The sequence below is a fragment of the Bradyrhizobium sp. NBAIM08 genome, assembly GCF_020193935.1.
Classification (GTDB): Bacteria; Pseudomonadota; Alphaproteobacteria; order Rhizobiales; family Xanthobacteraceae; genus Bradyrhizobium; species Bradyrhizobium yuanmingense.
This window is the reverse complement of sequence record NZ_JADYVR010000008.1, coordinates 144,804-169,575: the sequence shown is the minus strand read 5'-3', so window position 1 is coordinate 169,575 and position 24,772 is coordinate 144,804. Positions and strand designations below refer to the sequence as shown.

The window sequence follows — 24,772 nt, the reverse complement described above, 5'->3', positions numbered from 1 at the left end:
TAATCCGGGGCCGGTGCAAGTGGGGGGCGTCAGATTCTCTAACGCTCCATCCGGGCTGCGCGCAGAGCTCTACTTCTTCCGCTTCGCTTCGATCACGTCCCAGATCTTCGCCGCGACATCCGGGCCGCCGAGCCGTGCGATGGCGCGGATGCCGGTCGGTGAGGTCACGTTGATCTCGGTGAGATTGCCGTTGATGACGTCGATGCCGACGAACAGCAGGCCGCGCTCGCGCAGCGCCGGGCCGACCGTGGCGCAGATCTCGCGCTCGCGCGGGGTGAGCTCCGTCTCCTGCGCCGCGCCGCCGCGCACCATGTTGGAGCGGAGGTCGTCGGCGGCCGGCACGCGGTTCACCGCGCCGGCGAACTCGCCGTCGACCAGGATGATGCGCTTGTCGCCGTGCTTCACCTCGGGGATGAATTGCTGGATCACCCAGGGCTCCCTGAACGTCACCGAGAACATGTCGAACAGCGAGCCGAAATTCATGTCCTGCGGCATCACGCGGAACACCGCCGCGCCGCCATGGCCGTGCAGCGGCTTCATGACGACCGCGCCGTACTTGTCGCGGAACGCGTTGATCTCATCCAGGTCGCGCGAGATCAGCGTCGGCGGCATCAGTTGCGGAAAATTCATCACGAACAGCTTTTCCGGCGCGTTGCGCACCGAGGCGGGATCGTTGACGACCAGCGTCTTCGGATGGATGCGCTCCAGGAAATGCGTCGAGGTGATGTAGGCGAGGTCGAACGGCGGATCCTGGCGCAGCAGCACCACGTCGAAGGCGTTCAGCGCCTCGCGCCTGGGCTCGCCAAGGGTGAAATGGTCGCCGGGCTCGTCGCGCACGGTCAGGAGCTGAACCGGCGCGACCAGCTCCTCGCCGACCATCGAGAGCTTGTCGGGCGTGTAATAAGACAGGCCATGGCCGCGCTTCTGCGCCTCCAAGAGCAGCGCGAAGGTGGAATCGCCCTTGATGTTGATGCGGGCGATGGGGTCCATCTGGACGGCGACGTTCAGTTTCATGGGCTGCCTTTCAGGTCGAGGCGTCGAATGCCGCCAACACATGGCGCGGAAGCGAGCGCGGCGCAATCAGCATGGCGTCGAATCGCAATTCGAATTCGGCATGCTCGGGATGCGCTGCGAGCCAGCCTTGGGCGGCGTCGATGATGCGCTGCTGCTGGCGCGGCGTCACGGCGAATGCGGCCTCGTCCAGCGTGGCGCGGGCCTTAACCTCGACGAAGGCGATCAGATTGCGGCGCCGCGCCACGATATCGATCTCGCCATGCGGCGTGCGGTAACGTTTGGCGAGAATGCGGTAGCCCTTGGCCATGAGGTAGGCGGCGGCACGGCTCTCAGCGGAAATACCGGTCTGGAACGCTGCGACGCGCTCGGGCGACGCGACCTTCGGTTCCGCAGGAATCTCAGTCTTCGCCATCGCTGCTCCGCGAATCCTTTGCGAGCTCGAGCGCGCGGGCATAGACCTCGCGGCGCGGCCGGCCCGACAACGCGACCGCGTGCGCCACGGCATCCTTGACGCTGTGCGCGGCAAGCTGCTCGCGCAACAGACTATCGAGCGCGTCCGATGTCAGAACCTCGGCGTCGGCCGCGGGCGGAGCGATCACCAGCACGAATTCGCCGCGTGTCTCCAGCGTTGCAGCCTCGCGCGCCAGCTCGCTCAGCGTTGCGCGCGAAATCTCCTCATGCAGCTTGGTCAGCTCGCGGCAGATCGCGGCCTCGCGCGGTCCCATGATCTCGGCGAGATCGGCCAGCGTATCCTGCACGCGGTTGCCTGACTCGAACATCACCAGCGTCGCGTCGATGCGGGCGAGCTCGGCGAGACGGCTGCGCCGCGCGGCTGATTTCGCCGGCAAGAAGCCTTCGAAGAAAAAGCGGTCGGTCGGCAGGGCGGCGACCGACAGCGCGGCCAGCACCGAGGACGGGCCGGGCAGCGCATACACCGCATGGCCGGCGGCGCAGACCTCGCGCACCAGCTTGAAGCCGGGATCGGAGATCAGCGGCGTGCCGGCGTCCGACACCAGCGCGACCGAGCCGCCTTGCCCGAGGGCTTCGAGGATTTTGGGACGCGCGGCCTCCGCATTGTGCTCGTGATATGGCTTGAGCTGGGCCGTGATCGCATAGCGCTCGGTCAGGCGGCGCGTGATGCGGGTGTCCTCACAGGCGATGACGTCGACGCCGGCGAGCGTCTGCAGCGCCCGCAGGGTGATGTCGCCGAGATTGCCGATCGGGGTCGCGACCAGATGGAGGCCCGGCGCGGCCTTCGGCGCCGCGAGCCGATGGGCATCGATGGAGAAACCGCGCGAGGCGGCGTCTTGAGCTTCAGGCGTATTTATCGGGGCCGGCTTTGCGCGCATAATGGAGCCAACTTAGGCACGATCGCTAAGGCTGGGAACCGGCTCGCCGAAAAAGATCGTGCCCAAAGATCGTATCCAGGTGAGGGGCGAGGAACGGACGGGAATGTGATCGGTCGAGATCGCGCCGGGAGGCAGGAGGGGCCCTCGCGCCATATTCGCGACGGAAACGCCGCCTTGATGAGTGAATGAGTGACGGCGAAGAGCTGCCGGGACGGGATTGCGGCCGCGTTAAGCGGTTGTTATCCTTTTGTTTTGGTTAACTATTTGCCGACACACTGCCTGAATCCGCGGCCCCCCGTCGCGGAAAGCAATGTCGTGATCAGCCGGCGACGGCGGGTCGGAAGAGAAGCTGCCATGGTCGGCCCGCGTCATCCAAAGTCTCACCTTCCGGGATCCCCATCGCCAGGGGCGACCCGGCGGACTGCGCTCGGCCTGTTGCTCGGCGCGCCCGTGCTGTCGGCCTGCGCCGGCGTGCAGCAAAGCCTCAGCCAGTTCTCCAACCCGTTCTCGAGCTCCGCGCCGCCGGCCCAGCCGGCAGGACCGCAGCAGCAGGCGACGACCGCCGGCACCGGCGGCGTGAAGGTCGGCCTGATCCTGCCGCTCTCCGCAGCCGGCAATGCCGGGCTCGCCGCGCAATCGATGCGCAACGCCGCCGAGATGGCGCTGGCCGAGTTCCAGAACCCGAACATCCAGCTCCTGATCAAGGACGACAATGGCAGCCCGCAAGGCGCGCAGGCCGGCGCGCAGCAGGCGGTCGACGAGGGCGCCGAGATCATCCTCGGGCCGCTGTTCGCGCAATCGGTGCCGGCGGTGGCGCAGGTCGCGCGCACGCGCGGCATTTCCGTCATCGCCTTCTCGACCGATTCCAGCATCGCCGGACGCGGCGTCTATCTGCTCTCGTTCCTGCCGGAGTCCGACGTCAACCGCATCGTCGAATATTCCGCCGGCATCGGAAAGCGCTCCGTCGCGGTGCTGGTGCGCGACAACGCCTATGGCAATGTCGTCGAGGCCGCGGTGAAGGCGGCGGTGCCGCGGCGCGGCGGGCGCATCGTTGCGTTCGAGAAATACGGTGCCGATCGCGCCACGCCCGCGCGCACCGTGGCGCAGCAGCTCGGCAGTGCGGACGCGCTATTCATTGCCGATGACGGCGATGCCGTCGTGTCAGTGGCGGATGCGATGACGGCCGCGGGCGCGAACCTGCGCAACATCCAGCTGCTCGGCACCGGCCTGTGGGACAATCCGCGCGTCTATGCCAGCGCCGCGCTGCAGGGCGGCCTTTACGCCGCGCCCGATCCGGCCGGCTTCCGCGCCTTCTCCGGCCGCTACCGCACGAAATACGGCGCCGAGCCGATCCGCACCGCGACCCTTTCCTATGACGCGGTCGCGCTCGTTGCCGCGCTGGCGCGCACGCAAGGCGTCCAGCGCTTCTCCTCCGACGTGCTCACCAACCCCTCAGGCTTCGCCGGCATCGACGGCCTGTTCCGCTTCCGTGCTGATGGCACGAATGAACGCGGACTTGCCGTGATGAAGGTGACGCAAGGCGGCGGCGTTGCGGTGGCGGGCTCGCCGAAGAGCTTTGGGGCGTAATGGTTTCGTAGCCCGGATGGAGCGCAGCGTAATCCGGGTTCTGTCCACGCGGTGAGACCGTCCCGGATTGCGCTACGCTCCATCCGGGCTACGAGATCCGCTAAGCCGCCAAATCCGCGACCACGGCATCCAGCACCGGAAAACCGCTGCTGGTCACGCGCAGCCGTCCCGTCGCATCCACGGTGATCGCGCCTTCCTCGCGCAAGAGCGCGATGCGGCGGGGGTCGAGCGGGCGGCCGGCGAGGGCCTTGTAGCGTTCGGGATCGATGCCTTCGGCGAGCCGCAATCCCATCAGCAGGAATTCGTCGGCGCGCTCCTCGCTGTTGAGGAGCTCGTCGCTGACGACACCGTCGCCGTTGGTCTCGACCCGCATCAGCCAGGCCTCGGGACGCTTCTCGGTGGCGGTGGCGTGGCGCACGCCGTCGATGTCGAGACGGCCATGTGCGCCGGGGCCGATGCCGGCATATTCCTCGCCGCGCCAGTACACCAGATTGTGCCGGCATTCGGCACCGCGCCGCGCGTGATTGGAGATCTCGTAGGCGGGCAGCCCGAGCTTGTCGCAGGTCTCCTGCGTGACGTCGTAGAGCGCGCGGGCGACCGCTTCGTCCGGCGTCTTCAGCTTGCCGGCCTGGTGCAGGCCGAAGAAGGGCGTGCCTTCCTCGATCGTCAATTGATAGAGCGACAGATGCTCGGCCGCTTCATCGATGGCGTGCCGCAGCTCGCCCGCCCACATCGCCGGCGTCTGGTCGGGGCGGGCGTAGATCAGGTCGAACGAATAGCGGTCGAACGCGCGGCGCGCGATGGCGACGGCATCGAGCGCTTCGCGCGCGCTGTGCATGCGGCCGAGCGCTTTGAGCGAGGCGTCATCGAGCGCCTGCACGCCGAGCGAGACGCGGTTGACGCCGGCGATGCGATAACCGGCAAAGCGCGTGGCTTCGACGCTGGTCGGGTTCGCTTCCAGAGTCACCTCGACGTCGCCTGCGACGGACCAGTGCTTGCCGATCGCGTCTAACACCGCGCCGACGGTGGCGGGCTGCATCAGTGACGGCGTGCCACCGCCGAGGAAGATCGAGGTGACCTCGCGGCCGGGCGCGCGCTCGGCGGTCGTTGCGATCTCGCGGGCGAAGGCGGCGGCGAAGCGCGTCTCGTCGATCGCGGCGTGGCGGACGTGGCTGTTGAAGTCGCAATAGGGGCACTTCGACAGGCAGAACGGCCAGTGCACATAGACGCCAAACGCATCCTTGTTAGCGCGGCTCAAGGCAGATCTCCGCCAGTTTCCGAAAAGCGCGGGCGCGGTGCGACAGGCCGAGCCCAAGCGGCGGCAGGCCGTGCTTCTCGATGCTGGTCATCTCGCCGAAGGTGCGGCTGTGCCCGTCCGGCAGGAACATCGGGTCGTAGCCGAAGCCGGCTGTGCCGCGCGGTGGCCAGATCAGCGTGCCGTCGACGCGCGCCTCGACCTCCTCGCGATGATCGTCGGGCCAGGCCACACAAAGCGCCGAGACGAAGTGGGCTTTGCGCTTGTCCGGCGTGGTGGCGCCGCGCTCCTGCAGCAGGCGCTCGATCTGCGCCATCGCCGCGTTGAAATCCTTGGTCGGGCCGGCCCAGCGCGCGCTGTAGATTCCCGGCGCACCGTCGAGTGCGTCGACGACGATGCCGGAATCGTCGGCGAAGGAGGGCAGCTTGGTCGCCTCCGCCGCGGCGATCGCCTTGATCGCGGCGTTGCTGCGGAAATCGTTGCCGGTTTCCTCGGGCTCGTCTAGGCCGAGCTCGCCGGCCGACACCGCCTCGATCCCGTACGGCGCGAGCAGCTCCCTCATCTCGGCGAGCTTGCCGGGATTGTGGGTGGCGATGACGAGCTTGTCGGTGATTCGGCGGTGCATGGGCTTATTGACTACGCCACGGCCAGTTTCTGCAAGTCCACCAGGCGCGCAATGCCCTTCTGCGCCAGGGCGATCAGCTTCAGGAACTCGTCCTGCGTGAACGGCTCGCGTTCCGCGGTGCCCTGCACCTCGATGATGCGGCCATCGCCGGTCATGACGAAATTGGCGTCGGTCTCGGCTTCCGAATCCTCGGCATAGTCGAGATCGAGCACCGGCGTGCCGTTGTAGATGCCGCAGGAGATCGCGGCGACGTTGTCGCGCATCACGTTGGCCTTCACCATGGTGCGCGCCTTCATCCAGTTGAGGCAATCGGCAAGCGCGACCCAGGCGCCGGTGATCGAGGCCGTGCGCGTGCCGCCGTCGGCCTGGAGCACGTCGCAATCGACCGTGATCTGGCGCTCGCCGAGAGCTTCGAGATCGACGATGGTGCGAAGCGAGCGGCCGATCAGGCGTTGGATCTCGACGGTGCGGCCGCTCTGCTTGCCGGCGGAGGCCTCGCGGCGGGTGCGTTCGGAGGTCGCGCGCGGCAGCATGCCGTATTCGGCGGTGACCCAGCCGCGGCCCTGCCCCTTCAGCCACGGCGGCAGGCGGTCCTCCAGCGTGGCGGTGACCAGCACATGGGTGTCGCCGAATTTAACGAGGCACGAGCCTTCCGCATATTTGACCACGCCGCGCTCCAGCGTCACGGGGCGCAATTCGTCGGGCGCACGGCGGCTTGGCCGCATGGGAAATCTCCAAAACTCACGGGAATAGGCTGTTCGCGGTGCTTGTAGGTGGGGCGGGGGTGGGCGGCAAGGGCTTATTCACCCCCTGACCGTCGGCCTGCAAACGCCACGCTTGTCAGACGCGGCCCGGATGGACAAATTATAAGGATCTGAGAGGAGTTACCGTCTGTGGCCCATCACGATCCGATCCATCTGATCGCGCCGCGCGCAGGCCTTGCCCAGCTCAACGAGCGTTCCCGCGACATCTTTCGTCAAATTGTCGAAAGCTATCTCGCGACCGGTGAGCCGGTCGGCTCGCGCAACATTTCCCGCCTGATTGCGATGCCGCTGTCGCCGGCATCTGTGCGCAACGTCATGGCCGATCTGGAACAGCTCGGCCTGATCTATGCCCCGCACACCTCCGCCGGCCGGCTGCCGACGGAATTGGGCCTGCGCTTCTTCGTCGATGCCCTGATGCAGGTCGGCGACCTCAACGAGGCCGAGCGGCAGGCGATCCAGAGCCAGCTCTCGTCCGTCGGCGAGGCGCAATCGGTCGAGGCGGCGCTGGACCAGGCCTTGATGCGGCTCTCCGGCCTGACCCGGGCCGCCGCCGTCGTGCTGACGCCGAAATCCAATGCGCGGCTGAAGCACATCGAATTCGTCCGCCTGGAACCGGAAAAAGCGCTGGTGATCCTGGTCGGCGAAGACGGCCAGGTTGAAAACCGCGTGTTGACGCTGCCGCCCGGAGTTCCCTCTTCGGCGCTGACAGAGGCCGGCAATTTCCTCAATGCGCGGATCCGCGGCCGGACCTTGGCCGAAGCGCGGCTCGAGCTCGAGACCGCACTCGGCGAGGCCCGTGCCGAGCTCGATCAGCTGACACAGAAAGTGATCTCGGCCGGCATTGCCAGCTGGTCCGGCGGCGAGAGCGAGGACCGTCAGCTCATCGTCCGCGGCCACGCCAATCTGCTCGAAGATCTGCACGCGCTGGAGGATCTGGAGCGGGTTCGCCTGTTGTTCGACGACCTCGAGACCAAGCGCGGCGTGATCGATCTGCTCGGCCGGGCCGAGACCGCCGAAGGCGTGCGCATCTTCATCGGCAGTGAGAACAAGCTGTTCTCGCTGTCGGGGTCCTCCACCATCATCTCGCCCTATCGGGATGCCGCCGGCCACATCGTCGGCGTTCTCGGCGTGATCGGCCCGACGCGGCTGAATTATGCCCGCGTGATCCCGACCGTGGACTACGCCGCCCGCATCGTCAGCCGCCTGTTGGGGGGCTGACCGGCCTTTCTGCCGATCACGGGCGCTTGATTTTCGCGGGCTTAAGCACGATATCCGGGCCAACATCCCTGAAACGAGTTCGAGATCAGAGCCGATGACCGAGCAAGACCGGCAACCCCAAGACACGACTGCAGCGACCGGCGAGCCCGTGGTGTCGAAACCCTACATCATGCCCGACGATCCCGAGCCGGGTTCGGTCGAAACCCTGCAAAAGGAAGCGGCTGAAGCGCGCGACCGCATGCTGCGGACGCTGGCCGAGATGGAGAATTTGCGCAAGCGCACCGCAAAGGAAGTCGCCGACGCCCGCCTCTACGGCATCACCGGCTTCGCGCGCGACGTGCTCGACATCGCCGACAATCTCCAGCGCGCACTCGATGCCGTTCCGGCGGAGGCGCGTGCTGCGGCCGATCCCGGCCTGGTCTCGTTGATCGAGGGCGTCGAGCTCACGGAGCGCGCGCTGCTCAACGCGCTGGAAAAACACGGCGTGAAGAAGCTCGATCCTCAGGGCCAGAAGTTCGACCCGAACTTCCACCAGGCAATGTACGAAGTGCCTGACGCGTCGGTGCCGTCGGGCACCGTGGTGCAGATCATGCAGGCCGGCTACACCATCGGTGACCGCGTGCTGCGCCCGGCGCTGGTCGGCGTCGCCAAGGGCGGCGCGAAGACTGCGCCCGCGGCGAACAACAACGAATCGAGCAGCGCGGCGAACTGAGTGTTGGCGTCATTCCGGGGCTCGACGAAGTCGAGAACCCGGAATCCATTGAACAGCAGAGACAACCGCACAATGGATTCTCAGGTGCGCAAATTGCGCACCATAGCTCGCGCTGAAGCGCGCCCCGGAATGACGGAGGATAGCGCGCCGCCTACGCGCTCACCGCGATATCCGCAGACTGAATCCGCTTCACGCCCGCCTTGGCCATGTCGGCCCAGGCCTTGGCGAGCGAGCCCTGCGTGTCGATGCCGCGGCAGGCGTCTTCCACCACATAGACCTCGAAGCCCGCCTTGCGCCCGTCGAGCGCGGTCCAGGCGACGCAGAAGTCTGTCGCAAGACCAGCGACGAAGACGCGCTTGATCTTGCGGCCCCGCAGGTAGCCGGCGAGCCCGGTCGAGGTCTTGCCGTCGGCCTCGAGGAAGGCCGAATAGCTGTCGACGTTCTTGTGAAATCCCTTGCGGATGATGAGCTCGGCGTGCGGGATCGACAGGTCCTTCGACAGCGCCGCGCCCTCGGTGCCCTGCACGCAATGGTCCGGCCACAGCACCTGCTTGCCGTAGGGCAGGTCGACCGTTTCGAACGGCTTCTTGCCGGAATGAACCGACGCAAACGAAACGTGGCCCGGCGTGTGCCAGTCCTGCGTCAGCACCACATTCGCAAATGCCTTCGAGATCTTGTTGATGACCGGCACCACCTGCTCGCCTTCCTTTACCGCGAGGCTCCCGCCGGGCAGGAAGCAGTTCTGCACGTCGATCACGAGCAGCGCGGACGCTTCGTCCGGCTTGATCGGTGCGGCCGCGAACAGCGCGCTTGGCGCGAGCGTCGCCAGCGCCGTCGTTCCAAGCATTGCCAAGACCTGTCGCCGAACCAGCATGTCTACCTCCCCTCCAGGATGATCCAACGGGAGGAAGCCTAGTTCCGTTCGTGTACGAACAGAAGCCCGAAAATGCGGCCGGTTCTGTCCAGCGCGTGGGCTGACAAAGCCCATAGCGCCGTCATCCCGGGGCGCGCAAAGCGCGAACCCGGGATCCATAACCACAGGGAGAAGTTGGGCGAAGGTTCTTCGTGAAACTGCGACCAACCACGATTAGCGCCGGCTTCGTCCTACCCCTTCGGCTGAATCCCGTCGCGTACGGTGCGGAAGCGGGTGAAGGCGGCTTGCCATTGGTCGCGCGGGGCGCTGGCGATGATGCGCAATGATGCGCCGCCGCTCGAGAAGCGGATCCACTGCACCACCGTCACCGGGACCTTGTCCTTGCCGCTGACGCCGTCGATCCGGGTCTCGAAGCCTTGCTGGCCGTTGATGCGGATCGGCTCGGACATAGTGATGCGCGACTCGCGCACGCCGGGAATCTGGAGCGCCGCCTCCCGGGCGAAGCGGGCGCGGTCGTCGGCGGCTTGCGGGGTGGCGCCGATCAGGCCGAGGATCATGAACGGCCTCGCCTCGTAGCCCACGCTCTCATCGCCGTCGGCCAGGATGATGCTCGAGCCCGGTGCCAGGGTCTTGATGTCCTTGAAGTCGGCGAGATCGGTGATCTTGAACGGCAGCAGCGCGATCTGCTCCTCGGCAGAGACCTGCCTGCGGGTCGTGGCGCTCGCGAACATCTGCCGCACCGCCTCGTCGGTGTAGATCTTGGTCGCATTCTCCGGGATCTGCACCGCGACATAGCCGGAGAAGCCGGCGCCGGGCACGATCATCGAATAGCGCTTCACCGGAGTGTCGCCGGCCTTGCCGCTTTCGGTGGTGAAATAGGCAAGGCCTGCGGGGGTCTCGACCTTGTCCTGCTTGACGCCGCCGGTCCCCCCGGGATTGGAATTGAAGGCGCTCACGACCTCGCCATAGGCGGCCGGCGGCAGCTCGGTGACCAGCACCTTGACGTTGCCGTCCTCGCTCTCGAAGCCCGGAAAGGTCTTGGCCGTGCTGAGGCCGATCAGCGGCACCATGCCGAGACGCAAGCCGGGTGGGAAAACGACGTCGGCGGCGAAGGCCGGAAGCGCTGTTACGGTGAGGAGGGCGAGCGCGGCGAGGGGGCGGATCAGCTTCATGGCCACTCTGATTGGTTCACATTGAGGCCGTTCGATGGTCGGCCACGGGGCCGCTTTGTCGCGCGAAGCAGCTGCGCCGGCTGTGCGGTCGGTCCGCCTTTTAGCCGGTTTGGCCTCGCCGCAACAGGGCGGGCGGGCTTGCGGGTGCGGGGGCTTGCCGACGCCCGGACCTGTTAATAATTCCTCACCCGCAAGGGCGGTTGAGCCCGGATATCACCTTCCAAAACCCGATGTTTTAGCGGCAGAAACCTAGCTTCGGTCCTTGCGGGCCCCTCCCCCCCTCCTATATGAGCCTCAATCATCGCAATATCGCGGATGTTTGATCTTAGGGGGTTTCGGTTCGGGTGCCTCTTGGGCCCAGCCAACCTGCCGCAAAAAGAAGGATATCAGGACCATGGGAAAGGTCATTGGGATCGACCTCGGCACCACGAATTCGTGCGTCGCCGTGATGGATGGCAAGAACGCCAAAGTCATCGAGAATTCCGAAGGCATGCGCACGACGCCTTCGATCGTCGCCGTCACGGATGACGGTGAGCGCCTCGTCGGTCAGCCCGCCAAGCGCCAGGCCGTCACCAATCCCGAGCGCACCTTCTTCGCAGTGAAGCGCCTCATCGGCCGCCGCTACGACGACCCGATGGTCGAGAAGGACAAGAAGCTCGTTCCCTACAAGATCGTGAAGGCTTCCAACGGCGACGCCTGGGTCGAGGCCGACGGCCAGACCTACTCGCCCTCGCAAGTCTCGGCTTTCATCCTGCAGAAGATGAAGGAGACCGCCGAAGCCCATCTCGGCCAGAAGGTCGAGCAGGCCGTCATCACCGTTCCTGCCTACTTCAACGACGCTCAGCGCCAGGCGACCAAGGACGCCGGCAAGATCGCGGGCCTCGAAGTGCTGCGCATCATCAACGAGCCGACCGCGGCCGCGCTCGCCTATGGCCTTGACAAGACCAAGGCCGGCACCATCGCGGTATATGACCTCGGCGGCGGTACGTTCGATATCTCCATTCTCGAAATCGGCGACGGCGTGTTCGAGGTGAAGTCGACCAACGGCGATACCTTCCTCGGCGGCGAAGACTTCGACATGCGCCTCGTGGGTTATCTCGCCGACGAGTTCCAGAAGGAGCAGGGCATCAACCTGCGCAACGACAAGCTCGCGCTGCAGCGCCTGAAGGAAGCCGCTGAAAAGGCCAAGATCGAGCTGTCGTCGACGACGCAGACCGAGATCAACCTGCCCTTCATCACCGCGGACCAGACCGGCCCGAAGCATCTGACGATGAAGCTCACCCGCGCCAAGTTCGAGGCGCTGGTCGACGACCTCATCCAGAAGACCGTCGAGCCCTGCCGCAAGGCGCTGAAGGACGCCGGCGTCACCGCCGGTGAGATCGGCGAGGTCGTGCTGGTCGGCGGCATGTCGCGCATGCCGAAGGTCCAGGAAGTCGTGAAGCAGCTGTTCGGCAAGGAGCCGCACAAGGGTGTCAACCCGGACGAAGTCGTGGCGATCGGCGCTGCGATCCAGGCCGGCGTGCTCCAGGGCGACGTCAAGGACGTGCTGCTGCTCGACGTCACCCCGCTGTCGCTGGGCATCGAGACGCTGGGCGGCGTGTTCACCCGCATCATCGACCGCAACACCACGATCCCGACCAAGAAGAGCCAGGTGTTTTCGACGGCTGAGGACAACCAGAACGCCGTCACCATCCGCGTCTTCCAGGGCGAGCGTGAAATGGCGGCCGACAACAAGATGCTTGGTCAGTTCGACCTGATGGGCATTCCGCCGGCGCCGCGCGGCATGCCGCAGATCGAGGTGACCTTCGACATCGACGCCAACGGCATCGTCAACGTCTCGGCCAAGGACAAGGCCACGGGCAAGGAGCAGCAGATCCGCATCCAGGCCTCCGGCGGTCTGTCGGAAGCCGACATCGAGAAGATGGTCAAGGACGCCGAGGCCAATGCCGAGGCGGACAAGAAGCGCCGCGAGGCCGTCACCGCCAAGAACGAGGCGGATGGCCTGGTGCATTCGACCGAGAAGGCTTTGGCCGAGCACGGCTCGAAGGTTGCCGAGACCGAGCGCCGCGCCATCGAGGATGCCGTCAGCGACCTCAAGGAAGCGCTGAAGGGCGACGATGCCGAGGCGATCAAGGCCAAGACCCAGACGCTGGCGCAGGCTTCGATGAAGCTCGGCGAGGCCATGTACAAGCAGCAGGCCGAGGCCGACGCCAAGAAGGATGCGGCCAAGGACGACGTCGTCGACGCGGAATTCACCGAGGTCGACGACGACAAGAACAACAAGAAGTCCGCTTAAGCCCCGAGAGGGTGACGATGCGGACGGCTTGGACCCCACACACGCTACCGGCCTCCTCCCTCGCGGGGGAGGCCGTCGTGTCGGGACGGACGGGCCAGGACTCCTTTCAAGGCTCCTTCAAAGTCGGCCCCGTTACGATCGATCAATTCCCAGCCGTTATTCTCAGCGCTGCCAGGCTGCCCTCTGCTGCAAGGTCGAAGGGCGCTCATTCCGCCGCATGTCAGCGTTGTTCCGCGCCAACTTGAATCGCGATTGGATAGACCGAGCCCATCATGTCCACGTCCACCAAGCGCTGCTATTACGAGACCCTCGAAGTCGAACGCGACGCCGACGAAGGCAAGCTGAAATCGTCGTTCCGCAAGCTGGCGATGAAATTCCATCCCGACCGCAACCCCGGGGATGAGACCAGCGAAGTCAAGTTCAAGGAAATCAACGAGGCTTACGAGGTCCTGAAGGACAAGGACAAGCGCGCCGCCTATGACCGTTACGGCCACGCCGCGTTCGAGCAGGGCGGCGGCTTCGGCGGTGGCGCCGGTTTCGGTGCCGGCTTCGCCTCCTCTTTCTCCGACATCTTCGAGGACCTGTTCGGCATGGCCGGGCAGCGCGGCCGCGGCGGCCGCGAGCGCGGCGCCGATCTGCGCTACAACATGGAAATCACCCTCGAGGAAGCCTTTGGCGGCAAGACCGCGCAGATCGAGATTCCTGTCTCGGTCACCTGCGAGGCCTGCTCGGGCATCGGTGCCAAGGCCGGCACCAAGCCGAAGACCTGTTCGACCTGCGGCGGCGCCGGCCGCGTGCGGCAGTCGCAGGGCTTCTTCACGCTGGAGCGGACCTGCCCGGGCTGTCAGGGCCGCGGCCAGATGATCGAAGACGCCTGCCCATCCTGCTCGGGACAAGGGCGGGTGACCCGGGAGCGGACGCTCTCGGTCAACATTCCCCAAGGTGTCGAGGACGGCACACGGATCAGGCTCGCCGGCGAGGGCGAGGCTGGCGTCCGCGGCGGGCCGCCCGGCGATCTCTACATCTTCCTGTCGCTGGCCCAGCACCAGTTCTTCCAGCGTGACGGCGCGGATCTGCATTGTCGCGTGCCGATCTCGATGGTGACCGCCGCGCTCGGCGGCGAATTCGAGGTGCCGACCATCGAGAAGGGCAAGACCAAGGTGAAGGTGCCCGCCGGCACCCAGTCGGGTCGCCGATTCCGCATTGCATCAAAGGGCATGCCGGTGCTGCGGTCGCGCCAGATGGGCGACATGTACGTTCAGGTCATGGTCGAGACCCCGCAGAACCTCACCAGGAAGCAGCAGGAATTGCTGGCCGAGTTCGAGAAGCTCTCCTCCGGCAATACCCAGCCGGAAGCCGAGGGTTTCTTCGCCAAGGTCAAGGATTTCTTCGGCAATCGGGCGAACTGACGCGTCTTGACCGTATCGCCTCCGGCCTATACGTCTTTATGACCATTTTCTGACACGCCGCGGTCCTGCGGTTCCGTCCGGTCCCGACATGCCATTGCCATCGTCCGCGCGTGCGTTGAAGAAGCCTCGTCTCGATGACGAGGTGCGCTTTCTCAGGTCGTGGATCGAAAAGCCCTTGCACATGGGCGCGGTGATGCCGTCCGGCAAGCTGCTGGCGCGGACCATGGCTCATTATGTCGATCCCGATTCCGACGCACCGGTGGTCGAGCTCGGACCCGGCACCGGCGCCATCACGTCCGCGCTGATCGAGCGCGGGGTCGACCAGAAACGTCTCGTTCTCGTCGAATACAATCCCGGCTTCTGCGCGCTGCTGCGCGACCGCTACCCGCAAGCCAAGGTGGTGCAGGGCGATGCCTACCGCCTGCGCGACACGCTCTGGAATGTCTTGAGCGCGCCGGCCAGCGCGGTCGTGTCCGGCCTGCCGCTCGTCACCAAACCGATGCTGACGCGGCTGCGGCTCATTCGCGATGCCTTCACCGCGCTCGCGCCCGGTGCGCCCTTCATCCAGTTCACCTATGCGGTGGTGCCGCCGATCCCGAAATCGCTATCCGGCGTGTCCACAGAGGCCTCGGAACGGATCTGGATGAACCTTCCGCCGGCCCGCGTCTGGGTGTATCGCAAGCATTAAATCCGCCGGCTCCTCTTTGCGCGGCGGGCTCGTTTCGCCGAATGCATGAGATTGGATGCCAGCCCCCAAGATCCTGATCATTCCCGGCTCGCTGCGCACCGGCTCGCACAATGCGAAGCTGGCGGCTGTCGCTGCTTACGAATTCGTCCAGGCCGGCGTCGACGTCACCCGCATCTCGCTCGCCGATTTTCCGCTGCCGATCTATGACGGCGATCTCCAGGCCAAATCGGGCGTGCCCAAGCACGCGATCAATCTGAAGCGCATGATCGGCGCGCATCACGGTGTCCTCATCGTCTCGCCCGAATACAACGCCTCGGTGCCGCCGCTCCTGAAGAACGCGATCGACTGGGTCAGCCGCGTGCACGAGCTGCACGAGGCGCGCGGAGAGGTGTTCCGCAACCGGGTCTTCGCGCTTGCCGGCGCGTCCCAGAGCCGGTTAGGTGCCGCCCGCGCGCTGCAGGCGCTGCGGCTGATCCTCTCCGCCTGCCACGCCAACGTGATTGCCAGCCAGCTCACGCTCGCCTTTGCCGACCAGGCCTATGACGATAGGGACAGGCTGAAGAACGAGGGCGATATCGCCGCGCTGAAGGAGCTGGTGACGCAGTTGATCGACGTTTCCCAACGCATGATGTGAGGTGACATGACGCCAGCCGAGATCGCCCCGAAGGACCGCCTGATCGTTGCGCTCGATCTGCCGAGCGTTGATGCCGCGGAGGCGATGATCGCGAAGCTCGGCGACAGCGTCACGTTCTACAAGATCGGCTATCAACTCGCTTATGCCGGCGGCCTGCCGCTGATCGGCAAGCTCGCTGATGCGGGCAAGAAGGTGTTCGCCGATCTCAAGATGCACGACATCGGCAACACCGTGACGCGCGGCGTGGAGAGCGTCGCCAAGCTGGGCGCGACCTTCGTCACCGTGCACGCCTATCCTCAGACCATGAAGGGCGCCGTCGAAGGCCGCGGCAGCGCCAGCCTGAAGATCCTCGCCGTGACGGTGCTGACGTCCTACGACGACGACGATTTGCATGCGGCCGGTTATCGGCTCAGCGTGTCGGAGCTGGTCGAGGCGCGTGCGCAGCAGGCGCAGGTGCTCGGTGTCGATGGCCTCGTGTCCTCGCCGGAGGAGGTGGGTAGCCTGCGCAAGATCGTCGGCCACCAGATGAGCCTCGTCACCCCCGGCATTCGTCCGGCGGGCGCCGCCAGCGGCGACCAGAAGCGCATCATGACGCCTAGCCGTGCGATCGCCGCCGGCGCGGATTATCTGGTCGTCGGGCGCCCGGTTGTGGAAGCCGCCGATCCCAAGGCGGTCGCGGACACCATCCACGCCGAGATCGCGCAAGCGCTCGGCTAACCCACTAAACAACAGGGAGAAGAACAATGGCAAAAGGCTACTGGATCGGGCGTGTCGACGTCAGCAATGACGAGGGCTATAAGCCCTACGCCATCGCCAACGGCCCGATCTTCAAGAAATGGGGCGGCCGCTTCGTCGTCCGCGCCGGCAAGTTCACCGCCGTCGAAGGCGCCAGCCGCAACCGCAACGTCGTGATCGAATTCCCTGACTACGAGACCGCGCTCGCCTGCTACAACTCGCCGGAATACCAGGCCAACATCAAGGTGCGCCAGCCGCACTCGATCGCCGACCTCATCGTCATCGAAGGCTACGACGGCCCGCAGCCGCAGGACGGCTGAGGCTCGATCCCGTCTTACCCTCCCTGGAGGGGCCTGGAGGGGAAGGGTCGATCGCGCGCAGCGCGAGCGGGGCGGGGTGATCTCTCCACCGGGCACTGTTCGTCGCGGAGAGACCGTCACCCCACCACGCAATCTCGCTTTGCTCGATCGCGTGCCGACCCACGGGCGAGCTACGCTCGTCCCGAACCCCTCCAGGGGAGGGTAAGAGCGCCTGCGCCCCCCCGATTCCCCTCGGTTGCCGGAACTGCCTCCCCCCGCTACAACGGCCTCGAAGAGGATCGCACCATGTCCGACATGCGCTTGATTGTTGCGGGAGCCGGCGGCCGGATGGGCCGGGCGCTGGTGCGGGCGATTGCTGAAAGCGAGGGCGCCGTGCTGGCGGGCGCGCTGGAGGCGCCGGGCTCCGAGCTGCTCGGCAAGGATGCCGGCGTGCTCGCCGGCCTGCCCGCCAACGGCATCAAGCTCTCCGCCGATCTCTGGGCGATGTGCAAGGAGGCCGACGGCATCCTCGATTTCACAGTGCCTGCGGCGACCATCGCCAATGTCGCGATCGCCGCCGAACGCGGCCTCGTGCACGTCATCGGCACGACCGGCCTGTCCGGCTCGGACAATGCCGTGATCAAGAGCGTCACCAATCGCGCCGTGGTGGTGCAGTCGGGCAATATGAGTCTCGGCGTCAATCTGCTCGCCGCCGTGGTCAGGCGCGTTGCCAAGGCGCTCGACCAGAGTTTTGATATCGAGATCGTCGAGACCCATCACCGCATGAAGGTCGATGCACCCTCGGGCACCGCGCTGATGCTGGGGCAGGCCGCAGCGAGCGGCCGCGGGGTTACTCTCGATGACCATTCCGAACGCGGCCGGGACGGCATCACCGGCGCCCGTCGGCCGGGCAATATCGGCTTCGCCTCCTTGCGCGGCGGCACCGTGGCCGGCGATCACAGCGTGACCTTCCTCGGCCCGTTCGAGCGCCTGACGCTGTCGCATCAGGCCGAGGACCGCATGCTGTTCGCCCATGGTGCGCTCAAGGCGGCGCTGTGGGCGCACGGCAAGAAGCCGGGGCACTACACCATGGCCGACGTGCTCGGCCTCGACGATATCTGATCCAATCAAGCAACGGAAAGCAGTCAATGAGCGAACGCCTTCTCGTGCTCGTGCGCCACGGCCAGAGCGAATGGAATCTGAAGAACCTGTTCACGGGCTGGAAGGACCCTGACCTCACCGAGCTCGGCGTGAAGGAAGCCAAAGAAGCCGGCCGCAAGCTGAAGGCACAGGGCCTGGTGTTCGACGTCGCCTACACCTCGGTGCTGACGCGCGCGCAGCACACGCTCGATCTCATCCTCGCTGAGCTCGGCCAAGAGGGTCTGCCGACTTCGAAGGACCTCGCGCTCAACGAGCGCGACTACGGTGATCTCTCCGGTCTCAACAAGGACGACGCCCGCAAGAAATGGGGCGAGGAGCAGGTGCTGATCTGGCGCCGCTCCTACGACGTGCCGCCGCCCGGCGGCGAAAGCCTGAAGGACACGCTCGCGCGCGCGTTGCCGTACTACGTGCAGGAGATCCTGCCCGGTGTGCTCAACGGCAAGCGCACGCTGGTTGCCGCCCACGGCAACTCGCTGCGCGCGCTGATCATGGTGCTGGAGAAGCTCTCGCCCGAAGGCATTTTGAAGCGCGAGCTCGCCACCGGCGTGCCGATCATCTACCGCCTCAACGCGGATTCGACCGTGGCCTCGAAGCTGGATCTGGCGGGGTAGACTTTGCCGCAAGCGCGGTGCCGTAGGGTGGGTTAGACGGCGACTGCGCAAAGCGCAGTCGCTGGCGTAACCCACCACTTCTGTTCTGCGGAAACCAGAGAGGTGGGTTACGCTGCGCTAACCCACCCTACGAAATCCTACTGCATCTTGCCTACTGCAGCCCCAGCTGCCCGGCCTCCCAGCCCAGCATCGCCTGCTTGCGGGTGATGCCCCAATGATAGCCGGTGAGCGTGCCGCTCTTGCCGAGTGCGCGGTGGCAGGGCACGACGAAGGAGACCGGGTTCTTGCCGACGGCGGCACCGACGGCGCGTGAAGCCTTGGGATTCCTGATGTTGCAGGCGATGTCGGAATAGGACACTGCGCGGCCCATCGGAATCTTCAAGAGCGTCTCCCACACCCGCACTTCGAAATCGGTGCCGATCAGCACCACGCGCAGCGGCTGATCCGGCCGCCACAATTTTGGATCGAAGATGCGCGCGGCGAGCGGCGCGGTGCCTTCGTGATCTTCCACATAGGTGGCGTTCGGCCAGCGCCGCGTCATGTCGGCGAGCGCGATCTTCTCCTCGCCGTGATCGGCGAAGGCGAGGCCCGACAGGCCGCGATCGGTGGCGATCACGATCGCGGTGCCGAACGGCGAGGAATGGAAGCCGTAGCGCAGGGTGAGGCCGGCACCGCCGTTCTTCCATTCGCCCGGCGACATCGCTTCATGGGTGACGAAGAGGTCGTGCAGCCGGCCCGGCCCGGACAGGCCGGAGTCGAGCGCCGCGTCAAGGATGCTGGCGGAATCCCTGAGCAGGTTCTTGGCGTGGTCGAGGGTGAGCGCCTGCATGAAAGCCTTCGGCGTGATCGAAGCCCAGCGGCGGAACAGATGGTGCAGCTCATCCGGCGTGACGCCAGCGGCATCCGCCATCGCCTCGATGGTCGGTTGCGCGCGCCAGTTCGCCGAGATGAAGGCGATCGCCCGCCGCACCGAATCATAGTCGCGCAACGCGGCGTTCTGGGTGCCCGGCCTGGCCAGGCGCTGGTCATGTATCGCAAGGGTCATCATGACCGGAAATGTAGGGGAGGCGCTGGCGCGAAACCACCCGATTTCCGACTGTGCTCAGGTCGCCGGATGATAGGTCGGGCCGCGCCGCGCGGCGTTGAGAGCCCCCACCAAGGCATTGTAAAAGCTGGCCTTTTCTGCCGGCCCGAGAAAGCCCGCGATAAGCAGGCGGCGGCCGCGGGAGATCAGATAAAGGTGCTCGATGCCGTATTCCTCATCGACCTCCTGGTCGAGCCGGACCCAGAGCGGATTGAAGGTCCATTCGGCAACCTGGCCACGATGGCTGACGCGTCGCACCCGCAATTCCGACGGCGTCACCACGATTTCCTCGCTGGCCCGTGCGGCGCGAAAATTGACCTTGAAGGCCCACCAGATCACGAGCACGTCGAGACCGAAGAAGCCGAGCACCGGCCAGGCGCCCATCATCAGGAAAGCAAGGCCCGTGACGAAGCCGACGGCGCTCAGGAACAGCATCACGGCGAGAAAGCCGGTGCGGTTCAGCGAGCGGTGCGGCGTCAGCAGCGCGGAGAAGATCTGAGGCTCGTCCTCGCTCTCGGATCGCGTCCGCGCAATTTCGTTGCCAGTGCTCATCGTCCATCAGTATATCCCGATCATGGCGAAAATCACCCGCAAGCCGGTCCCGCGCAAAGCGGCGGTGCCGAAGAAAACGGCAAGACCGGTCGCGACCAAGCCGAGAGCACCCGCGAAGAAATCACTCAAAGCCACAAAGCCGTGGACGCCGGCCGAGGTCCACGAGGTCTTCAGCCGCTTCCGCAAGGCCAATCCGGAGCCCAAGGGCGAGCTCGAGCACGTCAACCCGTTCACGCTGCTGGTCGCGGTGGTGCTGTCGGCACAGGCGACCGACGCCGGCGTCAACAAGGCGACGCGTGCGCTGTTCGAGGTTGCCGACACCCCGCAGAAGATGCTCGATCTCGGCGAGGAGCGCTTGCGCGACTACATCAAGACGATCGGCCTCTACCGCACCAAGGCCAGGAACGTGATCGCGCTGTCGGCCAAGCTGCTCAGTGAATTCGGCGGCGAGGTGCCGCGCACGCGGGCCGAGATCGAGTCGTTGCCCGGCGCAGGCCGCAAGACCGCCAACGTCGTGCTCAACATGGCCTTCGGCGAGCACACGATGGCAGTCGACACCCACGTCTTCCGCGTCGGCAATCGCACGGGCCTAGCGCCCGGCAAGACGCCGCTCGAGGTCGAGCTCGGCCTCGAAAAAGTGATCCCGGCCGAGTTCATGCTGCACGCGCATCATTGGCTGATCCTGCACGGCCGTTATACGTGTCTCGCGCGCAAGCCACGCTGCGAGGTCTGCCTGATCAACGATCTCTGTCGCTGGCCGGAGAAGACGGTGTGAGGCAGCGCCGCCCCGGGCCGCTATCGCACCTGCCGCGCCGGCTCGATCAGCTCGGGCCGCGGGCCTGACAGGCGCTTGTGCATGTGGACCATGAAGGCCATGCCGAAGATCGGCGTCGCCAGATTGACGATCGGGATCGAGACGAAGGCGGCGATGAACAGGCCGGCGGTGAAGATGGTCGCGGCATTGTCGCGCCGCATCGCCTTGGCTTCCTCCGGCGGGCGGAAGCGCATCGCGGCGAGCTCGAAATATTCGCGGCCGAGCAGCCAGGCGGCGGCGAGGAAGAAGATCAGGAAACCGGCGCCAGCGAACAGCACCAGCGGCAGAGCGGCGAGATAGACCAGGATGGCCACGAGCGCGGTCTTGATGCCCTCGAGCATCGCCCGGCTGAACGGCAGTGCCGCGCCCGGCCGCTCGGCCGGATAATGCTCGCGCTCGACGATGTCGGCGACGTCGTCGACGAACAGGCTCGCCACCAGCGAGGTGATCGCCGGCATCAGGAAGATGCCGCCGAACACGACGCCGAGACCCGTCGCGATCGAGACGATCCAGGAGAGAATCTCGATCGAAGAATGCCAGCCCGGCCCGAGCAGGCCTTCCAGCCACACCTCGCCGGAGGTCGCAAACCAGCTGAGCAGCCGCTGCAAGCCGATCGCCAGCACGGTGATCAGCACCAACGCGAGCCCGATCGACCGCCACAGGATCGAGCGCATCGGCGGCGAGATCAATTGCGACAGCGCCTTAATGGCGGCATCCAGCATGGGGGACCCTCTGAGGTAAACACTGCGCGAGAGGTAGACACCCAATGCGGCTTCGGCAAGGGCGGTGGGCCGTCTCCCCTTGTCGGTGAAGGTGGCGCGATTTCTTCTTTACCCTCCCCTGGAGGGTAAGATTCAGCCTAGTCGTGTCTATGCCCGTGCTTGCGCGCCTTCGCCGGCTTGCCATCCCCGGTCGGGATCATCACCACGCGGCCGTAGCGCACGCCGCGTTCGGCGATGATGTGGTCGGCGAAATGTCTGACTTCGGAGGCAGCGCCGCGCAACGCCGTCATCTCCATGCAATTGTTGTCGTCGAGGTGAACATGCAGCGTCGCCAGCGCGAGGTCGTGGTGGCCGTGGAATTCCTGCACCAGCCGTTTCGACAGATCGCGCGCCGCGTGGTCATAGACGTAGACGAGGCCGGCGACGCATTGGCCAGTTTGCGCGGTGTCCTCGGCGCTCTGCTGCAGGCCGGCGCGCGCGAGGTCGCGGATGATCTCGGAGCGGTTCTGGTAACCGCGCGCTTCGGCCGCGGCGTCGATCTCCGCCAGGAGATCGTCCTCGATCGTGATGGTAATCCGCTGCATCAGATGCTCCCGCTTATGTCCTCTGAACCGTAGCCCGGATGGAGCGAAGCGCAATCCGGGACGGTGCAATATGCGGCAGGACCCCCGGATTTCGCTTACGCTCCATCCGGGCTACGCAGCGTCCTTACAGCCGCGTCGCACGCAGCCGCAGCGCGTTGCCGACCACGCTCACCGAGGACAGCGCCATCGCCGCCGCGGCGATGATCGGGGAGAGCAGCAGACCGAACGCCGGATAGAGAACGCCGGCGGCGATCGGAATCCCGGCGGCGTTGTAGATGAAGGCGAAGAACAGGTTCTGCCGGATGTTGCTCATCGTCGCCTGCGACAGTTTTCGCGCGCGGACGATGCCGACGAGGTCGCCCTTGAGCAGCGTCACGCCGGCGCTCTCCATCGCAACGTCGGTGCCGGTGCCCATGGCGATGCCGACCTCGGCCGCCGCCAGTGCCGGCGCGTCGTTGACGCCGTCGCCGGCCATGGCGACGCTGCGGCCGGCCTTCTGCAGCTTGGTCACTACCGCGCTCTTCTGGTCCGGCAGCACTTCGGCCTCGACCTCGGCGATGCCGAGCCGGCGCGCCACGGCCTCGGCCGTGGTGCGGTTGTCTCCGGTCAGCATGATCACCTTGATGCCTTCCGCCGCGAGCGCCTTCAGCGCCTCCGGCGTCGAGGCCTTGACCGGATCTGCGATCGCAAACAGGCCGGCAAGCCGGCCGTCGACGGCCATGTTGATCACGGTGGCGCCGTCGCCGCGCAGCCGTTCGGCTTCGGCGGCGAGCGAATGGGTGTCGACGCCGATCGACGACAGATATCTGGCATTGCCGAGCACGATGGTCTTGCCGTCGACCTTGCCCGTCGCGCCCTTGCCCGTCGGCGAGTCGAACTGCTCGACCTGGCCGAGGGTGAGCTGCTTTTCCTTGGCCGCGCGCACGATGGCGTCGGCCAGCGGATGCTCGCTGGCGCGCTCGACGGTGGCCGCCAGCCGGAGGATGTCGTCTTCCGCGAAGCCGGACGCCGGCGCGATCGTCACCACCTTGGGCTTGCCCTCGGTCAACGTGCCGGTTTTGTCGACCACCAGCGTGTCGATCTTCTCCATCCGCTCCAGCGCCTCGGCGTTCTTGATCAGGACACCGCCTTGCGCGCCGCGGCCGACGCCGACCATGATCGACATCGGGGTCGCCAGGCCCAGCGCACAGGGGCAGGCGATGATCAGCACGCTGACCGCGGCGACGAGGCCGAAGGCGAGCCGCGGCTCCGGCCCGAACCAGGCCCACGCGGCAAAGGCGGCGATTGCGACGACGATCACGGCGGGGACGAACCAGCCGGCGACCTGGTCGGCCAGGCGCTGGATCGGCGCACGCGAGCGCTGCGCATCCGCGACCATTTGCACGATCTGCGACAGCATCGTCTCGCGCCCGACCTTGTCGGCACGCATGATGAAGCTGCCGGACTGGTTCAGCGTGCCGGCAATGACCTTGGCGCCAGTCTCCTTGGTGACCGGCATGGATTCGCCTGTCACGAGTGATTCATCTAGCGACGAGCGGCCTTCGAGGATGACGCCGTCGACCGGCACCTTCTCGCCGGGACGGACGCGCAGGCGATCGCCGGCGTGCAGCGTGTCGATCTCGACCTCGTGCTCGCTGCCGTCGGCGTCGACGCGGCGCGCGGTCTTCGGCGCGAGCTGCAGCAGCGCCTTGATCGCGCCCGAGGTCGCATCGCGGGCGCGCAGCTCCAGCACCTGGCCGAGCAGCACCAGGACGGTGATGACGGCGGCCGCCTCGAAATAGACTGCGACCGCGCCCTCATGGCCGCGGAAGGTGGCGGGGAAGATCTGCGGCGTGACCGTGCCGAGCACGCTGTAGACATAGGCAACGCCCGTACCCATCGCGATCAGCGTGAACATGTTGAGATTGCGCGTCAGCAGCGATTGCCAGCCGCGAACGAAGAACGGCCAGCCGGCCCACAGCACCACGGGCGTTGCAAAGACGAGCTGGATCCAGTTCGACAGGGTCGGATCGATCCAGCTGTGGGGGCCCGCGAGGTGGCCGCCCATCTCCAGCGCGATCGGCGGCAGCGACAGCACGCCGCCGATCCAGAACCGTCGCGTCATGTCGGCGAGCTCGGGATTGGGGCCGGTCTCAAGGCTTGCGACCTCAGGCTCCAGCGCCATGCCGCAGATCGGGCACGTGCCCGGACCGACTTGGCGGATCTGCGGGTGCATCGGACAGGTGTAGATCGTGCCCGCGGGCATCTCCGGTTCGGGCACCTTGTCCTTGGCAAGATACTTGGCGGGATCGGCGGCGAACTTGGTGCGGCAGCCGGACGAGCAGAAATGGAAGGTCTCGCCGTGATGTGTGATGCGATGCTTTGAGGTCGCGAGATCGACCATCATGCCGCAGACGGGATCTTTGACCTTGGTTGCGGCGTCGCCGTGGTGATGGTCATGGCCGGCATGATCGCCGTGGCCGCCGCAGCACGAGGAAGCCTCGGGTTTCGCCGCCGGCGCTGCAGCTTGCGTGGAACAGCCGCATCCGGAATGCGTTCCCGCGCTGTGACGATGCTCGTGCTCGTTGTCGTTCATTGCCATGTTCCGGCCTTTGCGCTTGCTCTTGAAACCTA

The 24,772-nt window shown here is 66.1% G+C and carries 25 protein-coding genes; 12 read left to right on the top strand and 13 right to left on the bottom strand.

Annotated features, from left to right (window positions below):
• Positions 1-69: 69 nt before the first annotated feature.
• From gshB to rsmI, 3 genes are read right to left on the bottom strand one after another with little or no spacing between them, the layout of a single operon-like run.
• Positions 70-1,014 (bottom strand): glutathione synthase, encoded by a 945-nt coding sequence (gene gshB, locus I6F37_RS26230; RefSeq protein WP_036045008.1) that lies wholly within the window; start codon positions 1,012-1,014, stop codon positions 70-72.
• A 10-nt stretch (positions 1,015-1,024) separates the two neighbouring features.
• A complete protein-coding gene (locus I6F37_RS26225) occupies positions 1,025-1,426 on the bottom strand; it encodes a YraN family protein (protein WP_036003220.1) in 402 nt (133 codons plus the stop codon).
• Entirely contained in the window at positions 1,413-2,363 is a 951-nt protein-coding gene (gene rsmI, locus I6F37_RS26220) for a 16S rRNA (cytidine(1402)-2'-O)-methyltransferase (protein WP_225153112.1), read from the bottom strand. The genes I6F37_RS26225 and rsmI overlap by 14 nt, the downstream gene beginning before the upstream one ends.
• Positions 2,364-2,717: 354 nt before the next feature.
• Between rsmI and I6F37_RS26215 the strand changes: the two genes are divergently transcribed.
• Positions 2,718-3,950: a penicillin-binding protein activator gene (locus I6F37_RS26215; protein ID WP_225153110.1), complete on the top strand. Its 1,233-nt coding sequence runs from the start codon at positions 2,718-2,720 to the stop codon at positions 3,948-3,950.
• A 100-nt stretch (positions 3,951-4,050) separates the two neighbouring features.
• On the opposite strand, the gene hemW is transcribed toward I6F37_RS26215, so the two are convergent.
• The 3 genes from hemW to rph are packed head-to-tail and all read right to left on the bottom strand — an operon-like array spanning position 4,051 to position 6,555.
• Complete coding sequence (gene hemW / locus I6F37_RS26210; RefSeq protein ID WP_036003226.1) at positions 4,051-5,208, bottom strand: radical SAM family heme chaperone HemW; 1,158 nt, start codon at positions 5,206-5,208, stop codon at positions 4,051-4,053.
• Positions 5,195-5,830 (bottom strand): RdgB/HAM1 family non-canonical purine NTP pyrophosphatase, encoded by a 636-nt coding sequence (gene rdgB, locus I6F37_RS26205; protein ID WP_036003228.1) that lies wholly within the window; start codon positions 5,828-5,830, stop codon positions 5,195-5,197. Before rdgB ends, hemW begins: the two co-directional genes overlap by 14 nt.
• An 11-nt stretch (positions 5,831-5,841) precedes the next feature.
• Entirely contained in the window at positions 5,842-6,555 is a 714-nt protein-coding gene (gene rph, locus I6F37_RS26200) for a ribonuclease PH (protein WP_036003231.1), read from the bottom strand.
• Positions 6,556-6,723: 168 nt separating this feature from the next.
• On the opposite strand from rph, the gene hrcA reads away from it, so the two are divergent.
• On the top strand, positions 6,724-7,812 hold the full coding sequence (hrcA, locus tag I6F37_RS26195) for a heat-inducible transcriptional repressor HrcA (RefSeq protein WP_036003234.1): 1,089 nt from the start codon (positions 6,724-6,726) through the stop codon (positions 7,810-7,812).
• Between the two features lie 94 nt (positions 7,813-7,906).
• Positions 7,907-8,524: a nucleotide exchange factor GrpE gene (grpE, locus tag I6F37_RS26190; RefSeq protein WP_036003237.1), complete on the top strand. Its 618-nt coding sequence runs from the start codon at positions 7,907-7,909 to the stop codon at positions 8,522-8,524.
• Positions 8,525-8,675: 151 nt separating this feature from the next.
• Here the strand turns inward: grpE and pncA are convergent, their stop codons facing one another.
• Both pncA and I6F37_RS26180 read right to left on the bottom strand, forming a co-directional pair.
• Positions 8,676-9,398, bottom strand: coding sequence for a bifunctional nicotinamidase/pyrazinamidase (pncA, locus tag I6F37_RS26185; RefSeq protein WP_036003240.1), 723 nt, complete (start codon positions 9,396-9,398; stop codon positions 8,676-8,678).
• Positions 9,399-9,628: 230 nt separating this feature from the next.
• Positions 9,629-10,570: a hypothetical protein gene (locus I6F37_RS26180; protein WP_225153108.1), complete on the bottom strand. Its 942-nt coding sequence runs from the start codon at positions 10,568-10,570 to the stop codon at positions 9,629-9,631.
• A 394-nt stretch (positions 10,571-10,964) separates the two neighbouring features.
• On the opposite strand from I6F37_RS26180, the gene dnaK reads away from it, so the two are divergent.
• The 8 genes from dnaK to I6F37_RS26140 all read left to right on the top strand — a co-directional run bounded on the left by dnaK (position 10,965) and on the right by I6F37_RS26140 (position 18,403).
• The gene (dnaK, locus tag I6F37_RS26175) at positions 10,965-12,866 is read left to right on the top strand and encodes a molecular chaperone DnaK (RefSeq protein ID WP_225113134.1); all 1,902 of its coding nucleotides are present in this window, start codon (positions 10,965-10,967) and stop codon (positions 12,864-12,866) included.
• A 272-nt stretch (positions 12,867-13,138) separates the two neighbouring features.
• Entirely contained in the window at positions 13,139-14,275 is a 1,137-nt protein-coding gene (dnaJ, locus tag I6F37_RS26170) for a molecular chaperone DnaJ (protein ID WP_225113133.1), read from the top strand.
• 88 nt (positions 14,276-14,363) lie between these two features.
• Positions 14,364-14,963 carry a class I SAM-dependent methyltransferase gene (locus I6F37_RS26165; RefSeq protein ID WP_036003251.1) on the top strand — a complete coding sequence of 200 codons (600 nt, stop codon included), beginning with the start codon at positions 14,364-14,366 and terminating at the stop codon, positions 14,961-14,963.
• 55 nt (positions 14,964-15,018) lie between these two features.
• Positions 15,019-15,597, top strand: coding sequence for an NADPH-dependent FMN reductase (locus I6F37_RS26160; RefSeq protein WP_036024345.1), 579 nt, complete (start codon positions 15,019-15,021; stop codon positions 15,595-15,597).
• A gap of 6 nt (positions 15,598-15,603) precedes the next feature.
• Positions 15,604-16,314: an orotidine-5'-phosphate decarboxylase gene (gene pyrF / locus I6F37_RS26155; RefSeq protein ID WP_036024347.1), complete on the top strand. Its 711-nt coding sequence runs from the start codon at positions 15,604-15,606 to the stop codon at positions 16,312-16,314.
• 26 nt (positions 16,315-16,340) lie between these two features.
• Complete coding sequence (locus I6F37_RS26150) at positions 16,341-16,652, top strand: DUF1330 domain-containing protein (protein WP_036003256.1); 312 nt, start codon at positions 16,341-16,343, stop codon at positions 16,650-16,652.
• A 285-nt stretch (positions 16,653-16,937) separates the two neighbouring features.
• Entirely contained in the window at positions 16,938-17,753 is an 816-nt protein-coding gene (dapB, locus tag I6F37_RS26145; RefSeq protein ID WP_225114660.1) for a 4-hydroxy-tetrahydrodipicolinate reductase, read from the top strand.
• A 26-nt stretch (positions 17,754-17,779) separates the two neighbouring features.
• A complete protein-coding gene (locus I6F37_RS26140) occupies positions 17,780-18,403 on the top strand; it encodes a 2,3-bisphosphoglycerate-dependent phosphoglycerate mutase (RefSeq protein ID WP_036003261.1) in 624 nt (207 codons plus the stop codon).
• A gap of 151 nt (positions 18,404-18,554) precedes the next feature.
• On the opposite strand, the gene I6F37_RS26135 is transcribed toward I6F37_RS26140, so the two are convergent.
• Together I6F37_RS26135 and I6F37_RS26130 are read right to left on the bottom strand one after the other, a co-directional pair.
• A complete protein-coding gene (locus I6F37_RS26135) occupies positions 18,555-19,451 on the bottom strand; it encodes a bifunctional helix-turn-helix domain-containing protein/methylated-DNA--[protein]-cysteine S-methyltransferase (protein WP_036024351.1) in 897 nt (298 codons plus the stop codon).
• Positions 19,452-19,505: 54 nt separating this feature from the next.
• Positions 19,506-20,039, bottom strand: a complete 534-nt coding sequence (locus I6F37_RS26130) for a DUF2244 domain-containing protein (RefSeq protein ID WP_036024353.1) — start codon at positions 20,037-20,039, stop codon at positions 19,506-19,508.
• A gap of 22 nt (positions 20,040-20,061) precedes the next feature.
• Here I6F37_RS26130 and nth point away from each other — a divergent pair, with 22 nt between their 5' ends.
• On the top strand, positions 20,062-20,814 hold the full coding sequence (gene nth, locus I6F37_RS26125; RefSeq protein WP_225153106.1) for an endonuclease III: 753 nt from the start codon (positions 20,062-20,064) through the stop codon (positions 20,812-20,814).
• Positions 20,815-20,834: 20 nt separating this feature from the next.
• Here nth and I6F37_RS26120 read toward each other — a convergent pair whose 3' ends face one another.
• The 3 genes from I6F37_RS26120 to I6F37_RS26110 form a co-directional block, all read right to left on the bottom strand.
• A complete protein-coding gene (locus I6F37_RS26120) occupies positions 20,835-21,575 on the bottom strand; it encodes a sulfate transporter family protein (protein WP_225153103.1) in 741 nt (246 codons plus the stop codon).
• 137 nt (positions 21,576-21,712) lie between these two features.
• Positions 21,713-22,159: a nickel-responsive transcriptional regulator NikR gene (gene nikR, locus I6F37_RS26115; RefSeq protein ID WP_036003294.1), complete on the bottom strand. Its 447-nt coding sequence runs from the start codon at positions 22,157-22,159 to the stop codon at positions 21,713-21,715.
• A gap of 124 nt (positions 22,160-22,283) precedes the next feature.
• Complete coding sequence (locus I6F37_RS26110; protein ID WP_225114662.1) at positions 22,284-24,734, bottom strand: heavy metal translocating P-type ATPase; 2,451 nt, start codon at positions 24,732-24,734, stop codon at positions 22,284-22,286.
• Between the last annotated feature and the right edge of the window lie 38 nt (positions 24,735-24,772).

Bases quoted from the DNA above. Each gene is read 5' to 3' on its own strand.
- grpE (WP_036003237.1), top strand. From the start codon at position 7,907: ATGACCGAGCAAGACCGGCAACCCCAAGACACGACTGCAGCGACCGGC.
- nikR (WP_036003294.1), bottom strand. From the start codon at position 22,159: ATGCAGCGGATTACCATCACGATCGAGGACGATCTCCTGGCGGAGATC.
- I6F37_RS26225 (WP_036003220.1), bottom strand. From the start codon at position 1,426: ATGGCGAAGACTGAGATTCCTGCGGAACCGAAGGTCGCGTCGCCCGAG.
- nth (WP_225153106.1), top strand. From the start codon at position 20,062: ATGGCGAAAATCACCCGCAAGCCGGTCCCGCGCAAAGCGGCGGTGCCG.
- rph (WP_036003231.1), bottom strand. From the start codon at position 6,555: ATGCGGCCAAGCCGCCGTGCGCCCGACGAATTGCGCCCCGTGACGCTG.
- I6F37_RS26140 (WP_036003261.1), top strand. From the start codon at position 17,780: ATGAGCGAACGCCTTCTCGTGCTCGTGCGCCACGGCCAGAGCGAATGG.
- dapB (WP_225114660.1), top strand. From the start codon at position 16,938: ATGTCCGACATGCGCTTGATTGTTGCGGGAGCCGGCGGCCGGATGGGC.
- dnaJ (WP_225113133.1), top strand. From the start codon at position 13,139: ATGTCCACGTCCACCAAGCGCTGCTATTACGAGACCCTCGAAGTCGAA.
- rsmI (WP_225153112.1), bottom strand. From the start codon at position 2,363: ATGCGCGCAAAGCCGGCCCCGATAAATACGCCTGAAGCTCAAGACGCC.
- I6F37_RS26135 (WP_036024351.1), bottom strand. From the start codon at position 19,451: ATGATGACCCTTGCGATACATGACCAGCGCCTGGCCAGGCCGGGCACC.
- I6F37_RS26215 (WP_225153110.1), top strand. From the start codon at position 2,718: ATGGTCGGCCCGCGTCATCCAAAGTCTCACCTTCCGGGATCCCCATCG.
- I6F37_RS26110 (WP_225114662.1), bottom strand. From the start codon at position 24,734: ATGAACGACAACGAGCACGAGCATCGTCACAGCGCGGGAACGCATTCC.
- I6F37_RS26120 (WP_225153103.1), bottom strand. From the start codon at position 21,575: ATGCTGGATGCCGCCATTAAGGCGCTGTCGCAATTGATCTCGCCGCCG.
- I6F37_RS26160 (WP_036024345.1), top strand. From the start codon at position 15,019: ATGCCAGCCCCCAAGATCCTGATCATTCCCGGCTCGCTGCGCACCGGC.
- pyrF (WP_036024347.1), top strand. From the start codon at position 15,604: ATGACGCCAGCCGAGATCGCCCCGAAGGACCGCCTGATCGTTGCGCTC.
- I6F37_RS26130 (WP_036024353.1), bottom strand. From the start codon at position 20,039: ATGAGCACTGGCAACGAAATTGCGCGGACGCGATCCGAGAGCGAGGAC.
- I6F37_RS26180 (WP_225153108.1), bottom strand. From the start codon at position 10,570: ATGAAGCTGATCCGCCCCCTCGCCGCGCTCGCCCTCCTCACCGTAACA.
- pncA (WP_036003240.1), bottom strand. From the start codon at position 9,398: ATGCTGGTTCGGCGACAGGTCTTGGCAATGCTTGGAACGACGGCGCTG.
- rdgB (WP_036003228.1), bottom strand. From the start codon at position 5,830: ATGCACCGCCGAATCACCGACAAGCTCGTCATCGCCACCCACAATCCC.
- I6F37_RS26150 (WP_036003256.1), top strand. From the start codon at position 16,341: ATGGCAAAAGGCTACTGGATCGGGCGTGTCGACGTCAGCAATGACGAG.
- gshB (WP_036045008.1), bottom strand. From the start codon at position 1,014: ATGAAACTGAACGTCGCCGTCCAGATGGACCCCATCGCCCGCATCAAC.
- I6F37_RS26165 (WP_036003251.1), top strand. From the start codon at position 14,364: ATGCCATTGCCATCGTCCGCGCGTGCGTTGAAGAAGCCTCGTCTCGAT.
- dnaK (WP_225113134.1), top strand. From the start codon at position 10,965: ATGGGAAAGGTCATTGGGATCGACCTCGGCACCACGAATTCGTGCGTC.